We start from the raw sequence: 12,745 nt of genomic DNA, 5'->3' as shown, positions 1-12,745 counted from the left end.
CCCGGGCATCAGGTGGCGATGCCGTATTCCTTCAGCTTCTTGCGCAGGGTGGCGCGGTGGATGCCCAGCATCGACGCCGCACGGCTCTGGTTGCCTTCGCAGTGGTTGAGCACCTCCACGAAAAGCGGGATTTCCATCTCGCGCAGCACGATTTCGTACACGTCGTCCGCGTCGCAGCCATCCAGGTCGCGCAGGTAGCGACGCACCGACTGGGCCACGTGTTCGCGCAGCGGCGGCTTCGGCGCGCCACGACTATTGTCAGGACGAGAAAGGACTGCGTTCAAGAAGGATCCCGGTGCGAAGCCAGGGCGGACCACAACCCTGGCGGAAAATTTGGAGGGGGTCAGTCTAGCGCGTGCGCCGCCGCCCCGCCACGCTCGCCGACAGGATGCCGGGTTACAGGAATTCGAAGGTGAATGCGACGGTGGAGGCGGCCGGCTCGCGCACCCGGAACGCGATCTGCGCGCTCTGGCCCGGTTCCAGCACCGCTGCGGCGTCCGCAGAGGGGTCCAGGTAGTCCTGCGGGGCGAACACGCGGGTGCCGATCACGCGGCCATCGGCGTCGGACAGCGACAGCCGCAGCGACGGCCAGCCCTGTGCCCAGCGCGCATCGTTGCGGAAGCTGGCCTGCACCTGCAGGGTCCCGGCCTGGCCTGGCACCGGGCGCACGTCGCGGCCGATCATGCTGAAGGCGGTGGGTTCCCGCCACGCCGGCAGGCTGCAGCGCAGCACGCTGCACAGCCCGGCGATCCACGGGCGGCTGCCGGCGTCGGCGGCCAGCCGCGCGCGGTCGGCCACGGCGATCTGCAGCGCCAGCACCACGACCAGGCCCGCCACCAGTCCCCACTGCCAGCGCGGGGTGGGCAACGGCGCTTCGGGTGCGCGCATGAAGCTGGGCGCGGCGGGTGCCGCCTCCGCTTCAGGCTGCTCCGCCAAACGCCTGAACGCTTCATCGCCTGCGGCATCGTGCGCAACGCTGTCGTCCGCGCTGTCGAAGGGGACCGCTTCGGCGACAACCGGTTCGATGGCTGCATCCGGCGCAGCGATGTCCTCGCGGTCGCTTGCGCTGACCGGGTTGTCCGACACGCTGTCCACTTCCGTGTCCCGTTCCTTGTCCGCTGTCGTCCCGACGGCGTCCGTCGGCGGCACCGTGGCGTCATCCGAAGGTGCCGCAGAAGACGCACGCAGGAACGTGGCCAGCGGGCGGCGCGGGGGCGGGGTGGACTCGGTCATCGGGTCAGCGCCGGGCGAAGGTGCCTCATTCAAGCACGACGGATGCCGGTGATGCGCATCCAGTCGCCGTCCTGGGCCACTTCAAGCTGCTCGAACCACGGTGCGTAACGCACCAGCAGTTCGTCTTCCTGTCCGTGCAGGATGCCCGACAGCGCGATCCGGCCAGCCGGCGCCACGCGCGCGGCGAGGATGTCGGCCAGGGCATCCAGCGCGGACGCCAGGATGTTGGCCACCACCACCGGGTAGGTCGCCTGGGGTTCGTCGGAGGGCAGGAAGACCCGCACCTGGTCCTGCAGGCCGTTGCGTTCGGCATTGTCGCCGGTGGCGATCACCGCCTGCGGGTCGTTGTCCACGCCCACCGCGCGGGCGGCGCCGAGCTTGAGCGCGGCCAGCGCCAGGATTCCCGAGCCGCAGCCGAAGTCCAGCACAGTCTGCCCGGCCAACGCGCCCTCGGCGGCCAGCCCGTCCAGCCAGCGCAGGCACAGCGCGGTGGTGGGGTGGGTGCCCGAACCGAACGCCAGGCCCGGGTCCAGGCGCACCACGGACGCGTCGGCGGCCTGCGCGGCGTCCGGCAGTTCATGGTTCCACGGCACGATCCAGGTGCGCTCGCCGAACGCCATCGGCTGGAACTGGTCGAGCCAGGCACGTTCCCAGTCCTCGTCCTGCACCGCGCGGAAACTGGCGGTACTCCATTCCAGGCCCGGGTCGAACGCCTCCAGGGCGGCAAGCAGCGCCAGCGCATTGGTGTCGGACGGGAACAGGGCGCTCAGCACCAGATCGTTCCACAGCGGCGTTTCGCCCACGCCGGGCTCCAGGATGGCGCGCTCGTTGCTGGTATCGGCATCGGCGTCGAGCAGGGTCACCGCCAGCGCGCCGACGTCGTCCAGCGCGTTCTCGTAGCGGGGCTGGGTGGCTTCGGTGCAGTGGAGGGTGAGTTCCAGGAACGGCATGTCGGTAACAACCTGCGGAAAACGGTGAATGCTAGACCATTGCGCCGGGCGGCGGCAGCTTCGGTCTCCACCCGGCTTGAGAATCAATGGGATGCCGTGTTCAGACAGCAGGAAGCGTCATTGCTAAACTCCGCAGCCTGCGGCGCTTGTTCCGCGAACCGGTTCCCCTGAATGGCCCTCGTGCCCACCCTCAAAACCTGGCTGCTGGTGGTACCGGCCCTGGCCTTGCTGGGAGTGGTGGGGTATCGCGCGGGCGGCCGTGCGCTGCATCTGGACGAGGCACCTGCGGCCGCCAACGAAACGCCGACCGCCGGCGGCACGATGATCCCGCAGCAGGCCCAGCAGCTGGCGCGCCAGTTGCTGACCAGCGAGCGTAGCGCTGCGGTGCCGTCGGGGTTGCCGCTGGACATCCGCGCCGACATCGAGGGCGACACCGACCTGTTCGCCTATGCGCAGCGCCTGCGCCTGCAGGCGGCCAACGGCAATGCCGAGGCCGGCTGGATGGTCAGCCGCGTGTACGACTACTGCGCCATCTATGCGATGGACCCGGGCGGTTACCAGCTCGACAACACCCTGCTGACCGGCATGGGCATGAACGCGTCGGCACCGATGGTGCAGGCACGCGAACGCGTGGCGCGGCGCTGTGCCGGGTTCGTGTCCAGCGATGGGCTGGGTCGCAGCCTGATCCTGACCCAGCGCACGCTGGCCGCACGCGCGGGCAACCTGGCCGCCGAAGCGGCGCTGTTCGCCGACGGCCAGCCGTTGAAGGATGGCCCTGAGTACCGTCGCAACCTGGTCGAGCGGGTGATGGATTCGCGCGATCCGGAAGCGTACATGGCGATATCCACGGCCATGGGCCAGCGCGCCAGTGGCGACGCCGCGCTGCAGGGCCTGGTGGCGGGTGATCAGTTCAGTGAGCTGGCGTGGCGCCTTGCGGCCTGCGAACTGGGCATGGCCTGCGGGCCGGACAGTGTGTTGATGAACAATTTCTGTGCGAACGGAGGGATCTGTTCGCAGGACGGTGGGCAGGACTTTTCCACATTCGTGTATGACGCCGCGGTATCGCGGCAAGGTGCGGGAAAAATGAAGACGTTGGTTGAACAGTTGATCAAGCGGAGTGGCCGCGCATGAATTACCGTCGATTCCTGCATGGTGCGAAATTCTGGTTCTGGGTGGCGCTGTTCGTGGCGTACTCGGCCGGCGCGGTGGGGCTGGTGATGATCGATACCTACGATGACCGGTACCGGCAGTTGTCCAAGGTGACACTCACCTCGGTGAAGACGCAGGAAGACGTGCGCCGTGCCGGTGCCAGCCAGGTCGCGGCGGTGTACCGCGCGCAGAGCGGCATGCCGTTCGCCTCGCTGCCAGCCGGCAGCACCTTCCAGGTGGTGTGGCCGGATGGCTCCACCGAAACCATGGTGATCGTCGACCCGACCTCGTCGCTCGGCGTGGCACCGGTCAAGGACACCCAGGTCACCGCGGCCGAGGTCACCGCGGCCGACGCCGCCCGCTGACGATACGGGCCCGGCACCCTGTGCCGGGTCCGATCATGCGCTGATCGTGCCGATTGCGTCACGATGATTCACAGCATCTATCGATTCTGCGATTGAGGTAGGCAGCGTCGCTTGGACAGGAGCGCGTAGCTTCGATTTCATCGGGCACGCCCTTCCATCGAGCCGCCCATGCCCACTTCCGCTGCCGAGCACCGGCACACCACCGGTCGCCACCACGCCCGCCGCCCTGTTTTCGCCCCCACGCCGCAACCGCTGGACGCCCGTGCCATCCGCCGGGTTGAAACCCCGGTGCAGGCATTGGCCGCAGTGCTGTCGATCACCAATGCGACCGGCATGCCGCCCACAACAGGTCGCCCGCCTGTGCTGCCGGCAAACCGCTTGCTGCCGTCGAACTGCATTCCCGTACCGCCCGCATCCGGCATGCCAGGTGCACTGCACACCGTGGCGGGCCTTCTGCGCAGCCCGGTGAGCGAACTGTTCACCGACGCCCGCAACGCCTGGGAGCGCCACGAAGGCGTGCGCTGCGCGCCGCCGCTGGGCCCTGGCATGCGCATGCTGCTGCAGGTGGGCGATGCGGCTGCCACGATCGTCGAAGCCGCCGGCATTGGCGCGCGGGGCGTCTTCGCCCTGCAGACGGCAGGAGAAGCGCTCGACCTGACCGCCGACGCGCTCGAGCACAAGCCACTGGGCCGAGCCGAACTGACCGACGCCGCCCTCGCCCTCGGTGGGGCAAGAGGCCTGGTAGAGCCGGGCCCTGCCCGGCTGGATCCGGACCCGGTCGAGGACCCCCGCCGCGCGCGCGGCCCCCAGGTGGGCATCCGCCAGACCAGCGCCGAACTGCACGACGGCCGCATCCTGGTGCCGTTCGAAGGCCGCGAGCGCGCGCTGGGGATCAGCGAAGGACGCCTGCAGGTGCTGGGCGACACCGGCTACGTCGATGTCGAGTTCGACGGCAGCGACTGGACCTGGAAACGCGCTCCGTCCCTTGAGGCCGCATCGACCCACGTTGCGCGCATGGACAGTTCCATCGCGCTGTTTGACGCGGTGGCGGCGCAGGTGAAGGCGCAGCGGCCACTGGATCGCGCCACGCTGCGCCTGGACCTGCTCGGCCCGGACGGCATCCTGTACTACAACGATGCTGTCAGCGGACGCGCCGGCAACGCGGTCTGCGTGGATGGCCGTTACTACGCGGTCACAGTCGACAAAGACCTTGCGTTGCGCATCGGCACGCTGGACCTGGTCAAGCGTGGGGGTGTGTACTACCTTCGTGAGAAGGCCCCCACACCGGTACGCACGTTGCGCTGCCGGCGGTCGCCGGGTGAGGGGTGCGCGACACTGGCCCCGGAGTTCTCCGCGGAGCTGTCCAGCACGCTTGAGCCACACTACGGGCGGGCGCTCGACGCGCAGCAGGCACGTGCGCGCGGACTGCAGGCCGATGACGGGAGGCCGGGCTGGTACTTCAGCAAAAAGGGCGGCCGCCTGCGCCACTTCGTCCGGTACCGGGAACGCTACTTCCGGGTGCGCATCCGCGACGTGGACAAGCACACCCGGCGCATATCGGTGTACCTGCCGCGTGCCACCGGCGCCGCGCGCCTGCACCGGAGCGGCCAGCTGGCGCACCGCATCGTGGACATGCGCTGGGCCATTCCCGAACAGGAGCGGCGTTTCATGACCCAGGCAGAATTCAACGTGGAGTACCGGGGCATGCCCAGCCTGGAAGCGGCAAAGGTGTATGAAAGCGCGGTGGAACATAACGAGCGGCTGCGGCTGAGCCAGCTCCAGCGCGCCGCGATCCGCAGCTACCTCACGTGGCGTCGGCGTTCAATGGACGACTTCCTGCAGTACGGCAGCCTGCAGCCCGTGTTCCGCGACTCCGAGCAGGTGGTGGCGCGGATCAACCGTGGCCTGGCGCGGATCCCGCCGCACCCGGGTCGCGTGTACGTGGCGCTCGCGCTGGACGCCGCGCAGCTGGCCGGCTTGCAGGAAGGCCACATCATCTACAGCCGCACCTTCCTCGTGGCCAGTGGCGACCGGGGACGCGCGGTAAGCGCGGCGGCAGGCGCGGGCGATGGTCCACAGGGGGCTTCAACGGTGGTGACCCTGCAGGTGCAGAAGCATGCGCACCCCACCGGCCTGCTCTCGCTGCAGGACGAAGCGCAGGTGATGATCGGCAACAACGTGCTGTTCAAGGTCACCGGCAAGGCGCCGGGCGAACTGCAACTGGAAGAGCTGGGCGCCGCACGCCAGGCGCTGGGCACGCTCGGCGCGCAACCCCTGCTGGCAACCCCATTACGGGACTAGCCCCAAAACGCGTGGAGCCGGGCTCTGCCCGGCTCCACGCAATCCAACAACCAAACGCGATCAGGTCAACGCAATCGACTTGTTCTTGCGCTCGGCCAGACGCTTCTCCAGGTAGTGGATGTTCTGCCCACCGGCCTGGAAGCCCTTGTCGCGCATGATGCGCTGCTGCAGGGCGACGTTGGTCTTGATGCCGTCCACCACCATCTCGCTCAGCGCCACGCGCATGCGTGCAATCGCGGTTTCGCGGTCCGGGCCGTGCACGATCAGCTTGCCGATCATCGAGTCGTAGTTCGATGGCACGCGGTAGCCGGCGTAGATGTGCGTATCCACGCGCACACCCGGGCCACCCGGCGGATGGAAGGCGGTGATCTGCCCCGGGCTCGGCACGAAGGTTTCGGCGTCTTCAGCGTTGATGCGGCACTCGATGGCGTGGCCGGTCAGCACGATGTCGCTCTGCTTGATGCTGAGCTTGTGGCCGGCGGCGATGCGCAGCTGCTCCACCACCAGGTCGATACCGGTCACCATTTCGGTCACCGGATGTTCCACCTGGATACGGGTGTTCATTTCGATGAAGTAGAAGCGGCCGTCTTCGTACAGGAACTCGAAGGTGCCCGCACCGCGATAGCCGATGCGCACGCACGCCTCGGTGCAGACCTTGCCGATCTCTTCGCGCTGTTCGGCGCTGATGCCCGGCGCCGGCGCTTCTTCCACCACCTTCTGGTGGCGGCGCTGCATCGAGCAGTCGCGCTCACCCAGGTGGATGGCGTTGCCCTGGCCGTCGGCCAGCACCTGGATCTCCACGTGGCGCGGATTTTCCAGGAACTTCTCCATGTACACCTCGCCATTGCCGAACGCGGCCTTGGCCTCGCTCTTGGTGGTTTCGATGGAGGTCTTCAGCGACGCCTCGGCGTGCACCACGCGCATGCCGCGGCCACCGCCGCCGCCCGCGGCCTTGATGATGACCGGGTAGCCGATCTCACGGGCGATCTTGGTGTTGGCCACGATGTCGTCGCCGAGCGGGCCGCCCGAGCCGGGCACGCACGGCACGCCGGCGGCCTTCATCGCGCGGATCGCTTCGACCTTGTCGCCCATCATGCGGATGGTGTCGGCCTTGGGGCCGATGAAGATGAAGCCGGACTCCTCCACGCGCTCGGCGAAGTCGGCGTTCTCGGACAGGAAGCCGTAGCCCGGGTGGATGGCCTGGGCGTCGGTGACTTCCGCCGCGGCGATCAGCGCCGGAATGTTGAGGTAGCTTTCCGGCGACGGGCCCGGACCGATGCAGACCGACTCGTCGGCCATGGCCACGTGCTTGAGGTTGCGGTCGACCGTGGAATGCACGGCCACCGTGCGGATGCCCAGGGTGTGGCACGCGCGCAGGATGCGCAGCGCGATCTCACCCCGGTTGGCAATAACGACTTTGTCGAGCATGGACGGATCCTTAGCCGATCACGAACAGCGGCTGGTCGAATTCGACCGGCTGGCCGTTTTCACCCAGGATGGCCACGATGGTGCCGGAAGCATCGGCTTCGATCGGGTTGAACATCTTCATTGCTTCGATGATCGCCAGCGTTTCGCCGGCCTTGACCTGCTGGCCCACCGACACGAAGGCCGGCTTGTCCGGCGCGGACGAGGTGTAGAAGGTGCCGACCATCGGCGAGCGCAGCACGTGGCCTTCCGGCAGGGCCGGGCCCGGCTTGGCGGTGCCGCCGGTGGAGGCTTCGGTCGGCGACTGCATCGGCATCGCCTGCACGGCGGCCTGGGCCGGTGCCGGTGCCATCATCATCTGCGGCGCCTGCACCATGCCGTAGCCGGAGACCGGGGCGCGCGACAGGCGAACGGATTCTTCGCCTTCCTTGATTTCGATTTCGGCAAGGTTCGACTCTTCCAGCAGGTCGATCAGCTTCTTGATTTTGCGGAGATCCATAGGGGCCTCTTGTTTTTGATGTCAGTGTGGTGGGAAGCGCGTTGCGCTCGGGTCAATTCAATGGGGTTCAGGCCGCTGCCAGCCGGGCCAGCGCCGCGTCCATGGCATAACGGTAGCTGTCGGCCCCGAAGCCGCAGATCACGCCGACCGCCTTGTCGCTGAAATAGCTGTGCTGGCGGAACGGTTCGCGGGCATGCGGGTTGGACAGGTGGATTTCGATGAACGGCACGTCCACCGCGGCCAGCGCGTCGCGCAGGGCCACCGAGGTGTGGGTGAACGCGGCCGGATTGATCAGGATGAAGGTGGTACCGTCGGTACGGGCGGCCTGCACCCGGTCCACCAGCACGTGCTCGGCGTTGGACTGCAGGCTCTCCATCGCGTGCCCGGCGGCCTGCGCCTGCGCCAGCAGGGCCTGGTCGATCTGCGCCAGCGTGGTGTGGCCATAGACCCCCGGCTCGCGCGTACCGAGCAGGTTGAGGTTGGGGCCGTGCAGGACCAGCAGTTTCGCCATGGGTGCCACGTAACAGGAAAGGGCGAAGTCTGGCGGAACCGGTGGATGGTGTCCAGTTCGGCGAAGTTACGCGCGTTTCAATCGTTTGTTTGAAATGTGGGTGTCGGGTCTGGCTGGTTCCAGGCAGCGACAGCCGCAAGCGCTGTGCGGCGGGCCATCAGGGGTCGAGCTGGGTGCTACTTCCCGCGAGGCGCGGGCGGGCGGGCGGAGCAGGTTTCAGTTGTTACCCAGATGAAGCACCGCCGCCTGCTTCACCAGCTCAGGCAACGAACGTGCGCCCATCTTGCGCATCCCCTTGCCGCGATGCGCCTTGACCGTGATCTCGCTGATGCCCAGCTCCGCCGCGATCTGCTTGTTCAGACGGCCGCGCACCACAAGGCCCAGCACGTCCTGCTCGCGCGGGGTCAGCGACGTATAGGCGTCCTGCAGCGACTGTACGGAGGCCTGCCCCTGGAGTACGGCCTCACTGGAGGCCAGCGCTTCCGAAATGGCGCGTAGCAGCGTGATGTCATCGAACGGCTTGGTCAGGAACTCAACGGCGCCGGCGCGCATGGCGCGCACCGTCAACGGGATGTCGCCGTACCCGGTAATGAAGATGATCGGCAGGTCCGGTCGTTGCGATCCCATCGACGTCTGCAGGTCCAGACCATTCAGGTCGGGAAGGTGGACGTCCAGCACGAGGCACGCCGGTACCTGTGCCCGTGGCTGTTCGAGGAATGCCGTGGCGGAACCGAGCAACACCGGTTGCCAGCCGGCATGCTCGATCAGCAGCTCGAGCGACTCGCGCACCGAGACATCGTCGTCAACCACGTACACCAGGGCGGAAGCATGCGGCATGGGGCGTTATCCGGGGTTCGGCGGGCAGTCGCTTACGGCTGCGGCAGCGCGGCGTTGAGCGCACGCAGCAGCTCGGCCTCGCTGAAGGGTTTGGCCAGGCACTCCACTGCACCTTGCCGGATCAAGCGCGGACGTTCGCTGGCCGAGCCGTGCGCGGTGATGAAGATGAGCGGTATCGCGTACTGCCGCCGGCGCAGTTCCAGCATCAGCTCTGGGCCACTCATGCCAGGCATGGCGATGTCCAGGATGAGGCAGCGGGTGCTCTCGATTTCGGGAGAGGCAAGGAACTCGGCGGCCGAAGAGAACGCTGCGACCGTGTAGCCGAATTCGCGCAGCAGGTCAGGCAGCGACTCGCGCACCGATTCGTCGTCGTCCACCACCGACACCAACAGGGCAGGGCTCATGCGCGTGCCTCCGCGCGCGGCAGGGTAAAGGCAAACTGGGCGCCGCCCATGTCGGACGATTCCACCCAGAGTGCGCCACCGTGGCTGTCGATGATCGAGCGGCTCACCGAAAGGCCGATTCCCATGCCGCTGGGTTTGGTGGTGTGGAAGGCCTGGAAGATGCGCTCCGCGTCGTGCGGATCGACACCGTCGCCCGAGTCGCTCACCGCCAGGCGCACGCGGTCGGTGCCTTCGGCAGAGGTGGTCACGCACAGCCGCCTGCTGCGGTGTTCAAGGGCTGACATGGCCTCGCTGGCATTGAGCAGCAGGTTGAGGATGACCTGCTGCACCTGCACGCGGTCGGCCCAAGCCGGCGGCAACGGGTCCTCCAATCTCAGTTGCAGGGAGATGCCGGCGCGGTCCAGTTCGGCCGAGACCAGGGCCAGTACTTCACGGGTCGCTTCGTTGAGATCCAGCGGCTCGGCGGTGGCATCGGCCTTGGCAAACAGCGCCCGCAGGCGCTTGACCACGTCCGATGCACGGTTGCCGTCGCGCAGGGTGCGCCGCACCGTTTCGCGTGCGCCTACCAGGTTGGGGGGATCTGCGTTCAACATGCGCATGCAGGTATTGGCGTTGGTGATGATGCCGGCCAGCGGCTGGTTGACCTCATGTGCGATGGAGGCGGTCAGCGCGCCCAGGCTCGCCACGCGGGCCACGTGGGCCAGCTCCGAGCGGACCCGTGCCAGCGACAGTTCGGCCTGCTTGCGGTCCTCGATATCGGTGTTCTGCCCGTACCAGCGCAGCACCTTCCCGCTGTCATCCAGCAGCGGCACGGCGCGGATCAGGAACCACCGGTAGCTGTCATCGGCAGCGCGCAGCCGGGCCTCGAAGCTGCCCTGCTCGCCGGATGCCAGCAGGGCGTGCCAGTACGCGCCCAGCGGCGCTGCGTCGGCGGGATGGATGCGCGAAGTCCAACCGCTGCCCAGCGCGTCCTCCGGCTGCATGCCGGTGTAGTCGAACCAGCGCTGGTTGAGGAACTCCACGCTGCCGTCCGGTGCAGCCTGCCAGACGAACCCCGGCACGGTGTCGATCAGGGCCCGCAGCCGCTGTTTCGAGGCGGCCAGTTCCGCCAGTGTCTGCGCCAGCAGCGCTTCACCTCGCTTGCGGTCGTCGATGTCCACGTCGAGGAAACACCAGCGCTGGATGCTGCCTGCTGCGTCCCTGACTGGCTGGCCGCGCACGTGGAACCAGCGGTACGCGCCGTCGGCGCGACGTACGCGGTACTCCATCTCGAACCGGTCTCCGGTAGCCACGCAGTGCGACCACTGTTCGATGGCCTGCGCAAGCTCGTCTGGATGGATCAGCTCTGCAGTCTTCCATGCGCGCTGTTCCTCAAGGCTGGCACCGCGGAATGCGATGGCCTGCTCATTGGCGTACTCCACCTGGCCGTCGGGCGTCATCAGCAGTACCGATGCCGGCATGGCGTCGGCCAGCGCACGGAACGTGGCGATCGTGGGGTCTTCCGGCCCACCGCTGGGTTCTGTCTTCGCCATGGGCTCTGCTCGACGAGTGTCAACGGGAAAGGGTGCGCGTCGCTGCGCCGCGTAACAACCATACCTCGGTGTCGATCCGCCGGGCTCATACAAAGGTATCGACCGATACCTTGGTTCAAGTGTGCGCCGGCGCGCGGCCTGCTGATATGCACCCACTGCGACGCTTCCGTCGTGCGGAGCTCCCCATGTCCTCCACCGTCCTTTGTACTCGTCGAACTGCCGCCTGTCTTCGCCTGGTTGCCGTACTCGGCTTTGCCGTCGCCTGCCCGCTTGCCCCGGCGCTTGCCGCGCCGGTCGCCCCCGCGCCGAGCTCGCCCGATACCAGTATTCGTCCCTATCACGTGCATGTTCCCGAGTCGGAGCTGGTCGAGCTGCGCAGGCGCATCGCGCAGACCCGTTGGCCCGACCGGGAAACCGTCAGCGACACGTCCCAGGGCGTGCAGCTGGCGGCCCTGCAGGACCTGCTGGGGTACTGGGGCAGCGGCTACGACTGGCGCCGGGTGGAGAAGCGGCTCAACAGCCTGCCGCAGTACATCACCACCATCGACGGGGTGGACATCCAGTTCATCCACGTCCGCTCGCGCGAGCCGCATGCGATGCCACTGGTGCTCACCCATGGCTGGCCGGGTTCGCCGCTGGAGTTCATCAACGCGATCGGGCCGCTCACCGATCCGGTAGCCCATGGCGGTCGCGCCGAAGACGCCTTCGACGTGGTGATTCCAGCCATACCCGGCTACGGTTTTTCGGGCCGGCCAACCGCGCCGGGATGGAATCCGGATAGGGTAGCGCGGGCCTGGGACGTGCTGATGAAGCGTCTGGGCTACACCCATTACGTGTCGCAGGGGGGCGACCACGGGTCGGTCATCTCCGACGCGCTGGCGCGCCAGGCGCCGCAAGGGCTGCTGGGCATCCACCTGAACATGCCGGCCACCATTCCGGCCGAGCTGGTGGAGGGCATCAATGCCGGGCATGCAGCGCCGGCAGGACTGGGTGCAAGCGAGCGCCAGGCATACGACCAGTTGAGTACGTTCTTCGGCCGTAATGCCGCCTACGGCGCAATGATGGTGACCCGCCCGCAGACGGTGGGGTATGCGCTGACCGACTCTCCGGCCGGCATGGCGGCGTGGCTCTACGAGAAGATTGCCGCCTGGACCGACAGCAACGGCCACCCCGAAGCCGTGCTCGGGCGCGACGCCATCCTCGATGACCTGACCCTCTATTGGGTCACCCGAACCGGCGCGTCTTCATCGCGGTTCTACTGGGAAAACAACAACAACAACTTCAGTGCCGCCGCACAGAAGACGGCCAGCATCCGTGTGCCGGTCGCGGTGACGGTCTTCCCCGGCGAGATTTACCGCGCCCCGGAAAGCTGGACGCGCCAGGCCTACCCCTCGCTCTACTACTTCCACCAAGCCGGCAAGGGCGGCCACTTCGCCGCATGGGAACAACCCCAACTGTTTGCCGAAGAACTGCGCACCGCGTTCGCGCCGTTGCGCCATTCCGCGCCTTGATTCCGCACCACGGGCTTTCCTTCTGGAG

13 protein-coding genes are annotated in these 12,745 nt (G+C 67.6%); 4 read left to right on the top strand and 9 right to left on the bottom strand.

All coding sequences use genetic code 11. From position 1 onward, the window contains the following. Nucleotides 1-8: 8 nt before the first annotated feature. From fis to prmA, 3 genes are all read right to left on the bottom strand, one after another. Nucleotides 9-284 carry a DNA-binding transcriptional regulator Fis gene (gene fis / locus HGB51_RS08920; RefSeq protein WP_068854228.1) on the bottom strand — a complete coding sequence of 92 codons (276 nt, stop codon included), beginning with the start codon at nucleotides 282-284 and terminating at the stop codon, nucleotides 9-11. A 112-nt stretch (nucleotides 285-396) separates the two neighbouring features. Continuing rightward, nucleotides 397-1,233 carry a DUF3426 domain-containing protein gene (locus tag HGB51_RS08915; protein WP_070207352.1) on the bottom strand — a complete coding sequence of 279 codons (837 nt, stop codon included), beginning with the start codon at nucleotides 1,231-1,233 and terminating at the stop codon, nucleotides 397-399. 29 nt (nucleotides 1,234-1,262) lie between these two features. Beyond that, entirely contained in the window at nucleotides 1,263-2,183 is a 921-nt protein-coding gene (gene prmA / locus HGB51_RS08910; RefSeq protein WP_070207353.1) for a 50S ribosomal protein L11 methyltransferase, read from the bottom strand. 171 nt (nucleotides 2,184-2,354) lie between these two features. On the opposite strand from prmA, the gene HGB51_RS08905 reads away from it, so the two are divergent. From HGB51_RS08905 to HGB51_RS08895, 3 genes are all read left to right on the top strand, one after another. After that, nucleotides 2,355-3,314, top strand: coding sequence for a hypothetical protein (locus HGB51_RS08905; protein WP_070207354.1), 960 nt, complete (start codon nucleotides 2,355-2,357; stop codon nucleotides 3,312-3,314). Continuing rightward, entirely contained in the window at nucleotides 3,311-3,697 is a 387-nt protein-coding gene (locus tag HGB51_RS08900; protein WP_070207355.1) for a hypothetical protein, read from the top strand. The genes HGB51_RS08905 and HGB51_RS08900 overlap by 4 nt, the downstream gene beginning before the upstream one ends. A 168-nt stretch (nucleotides 3,698-3,865) precedes the next feature. Then, complete coding sequence (locus tag HGB51_RS08895; protein ID WP_070207356.1) at nucleotides 3,866-5,998, top strand: hypothetical protein; 2,133 nt, start codon at nucleotides 3,866-3,868, stop codon at nucleotides 5,996-5,998. A gap of 60 nt (nucleotides 5,999-6,058) precedes the next feature. Here HGB51_RS08895 and accC read toward each other — a convergent pair whose 3' ends face one another. The 6 genes from accC to HGB51_RS08865 form a co-directional block, all read right to left on the bottom strand. Next, nucleotides 6,059-7,426 (bottom strand): acetyl-CoA carboxylase biotin carboxylase subunit, encoded by a 1,368-nt coding sequence (accC, locus tag HGB51_RS08890; RefSeq protein WP_070207357.1) that lies wholly within the window; start codon nucleotides 7,424-7,426, stop codon nucleotides 6,059-6,061. 10 nt (nucleotides 7,427-7,436) lie between these two features. Then, the gene (gene accB / locus HGB51_RS08885) at nucleotides 7,437-7,922 is read right to left on the bottom strand and encodes an acetyl-CoA carboxylase biotin carboxyl carrier protein (RefSeq protein ID WP_070207358.1); all 486 of its coding nucleotides are present in this window, start codon (nucleotides 7,920-7,922) and stop codon (nucleotides 7,437-7,439) included. 67 nt (nucleotides 7,923-7,989) lie between these two features. Continuing rightward, a complete protein-coding gene (gene aroQ / locus HGB51_RS08880; protein ID WP_070207359.1) occupies nucleotides 7,990-8,433 on the bottom strand; it encodes a type II 3-dehydroquinate dehydratase in 444 nt (147 codons plus the stop codon). A 216-nt stretch (nucleotides 8,434-8,649) separates the two neighbouring features. Then, complete coding sequence (locus HGB51_RS08875; protein ID WP_070207360.1) at nucleotides 8,650-9,270, bottom strand: response regulator transcription factor; 621 nt, start codon at nucleotides 9,268-9,270, stop codon at nucleotides 8,650-8,652. Nucleotides 9,271-9,302: 32 nt separating this feature from the next. After that, nucleotides 9,303-9,674: a response regulator gene (locus tag HGB51_RS08870; RefSeq protein ID WP_070207361.1), complete on the bottom strand. Its 372-nt coding sequence runs from the start codon at nucleotides 9,672-9,674 to the stop codon at nucleotides 9,303-9,305. Continuing rightward, entirely contained in the window at nucleotides 9,671-11,206 is a 1,536-nt protein-coding gene (locus tag HGB51_RS08865) for a PAS domain-containing sensor histidine kinase (RefSeq protein WP_070207362.1), read from the bottom strand. The genes HGB51_RS08870 and HGB51_RS08865 overlap by 4 nt, the downstream gene beginning before the upstream one ends. Nucleotides 11,207-11,391: 185 nt before the next feature. Here HGB51_RS08865 and HGB51_RS08860 point away from each other — a divergent pair, with 185 nt between their 5' ends. Beyond that, on the top strand, nucleotides 11,392-12,717 hold the full coding sequence (locus HGB51_RS08860; protein WP_070207363.1) for an epoxide hydrolase family protein: 1,326 nt from the start codon (nucleotides 11,392-11,394) through the stop codon (nucleotides 12,715-12,717). Nucleotides 12,718-12,745: the final 28 nt, after the last annotated feature.

This window comes from Stenotrophomonas bentonitica, from assembly GCF_013185915.1.
Taxonomy (GTDB): Bacteria; Pseudomonadota; Gammaproteobacteria; order Xanthomonadales; family Xanthomonadaceae; genus Stenotrophomonas; species Stenotrophomonas bentonitica.
This window is presented reverse-complemented; position numbering and strand designations above follow the sequence as displayed.

Excerpts from the sequence above, each read along its gene's own strand:
- HGB51_RS08905 (WP_070207354.1), top strand. The coding sequence starts at position 2,355 with ATGGCCCTCGTGCCCACCCTCAAAACCTGGCTGCTGGTGGTACCGGCC.
- accB (WP_070207358.1), bottom strand. The coding sequence starts at position 7,922 with ATGGATCTCCGCAAAATCAAGAAGCTGATCGACCTGCTGGAAGAGTCG.
- HGB51_RS08915 (WP_070207352.1), bottom strand. The coding sequence starts at position 1,233 with ATGACCGAGTCCACCCCGCCCCCGCGCCGCCCGCTGGCCACGTTCCTG.
- HGB51_RS08875 (WP_070207360.1), bottom strand. The coding sequence starts at position 9,270 with ATGCCGCATGCTTCCGCCCTGGTGTACGTGGTTGACGACGATGTCTCG.
- accC (WP_070207357.1), bottom strand. The coding sequence starts at position 7,426 with ATGCTCGACAAAGTCGTTATTGCCAACCGGGGTGAGATCGCGCTGCGC.
- HGB51_RS08865 (WP_070207362.1), bottom strand. The coding sequence starts at position 11,206 with ATGGCGAAGACAGAACCCAGCGGTGGGCCGGAAGACCCCACGATCGCC.
- HGB51_RS08895 (WP_070207356.1), top strand. The coding sequence starts at position 3,866 with ATGCCCACTTCCGCTGCCGAGCACCGGCACACCACCGGTCGCCACCAC.
- HGB51_RS08900 (WP_070207355.1), top strand. The coding sequence starts at position 3,311 with ATGAATTACCGTCGATTCCTGCATGGTGCGAAATTCTGGTTCTGGGTG.
- prmA (WP_070207353.1), bottom strand. The coding sequence starts at position 2,183 with ATGCCGTTCCTGGAACTCACCCTCCACTGCACCGAAGCCACCCAGCCC.
- aroQ (WP_070207359.1), bottom strand. The coding sequence starts at position 8,433 with ATGGCGAAACTGCTGGTCCTGCACGGCCCCAACCTCAACCTGCTCGGT.
- HGB51_RS08860 (WP_070207363.1), top strand. The coding sequence starts at position 11,392 with ATGTCCTCCACCGTCCTTTGTACTCGTCGAACTGCCGCCTGTCTTCGC.
- HGB51_RS08870 (WP_070207361.1), bottom strand. The coding sequence starts at position 9,674 with ATGAGCCCTGCCCTGTTGGTGTCGGTGGTGGACGACGACGAATCGGTG.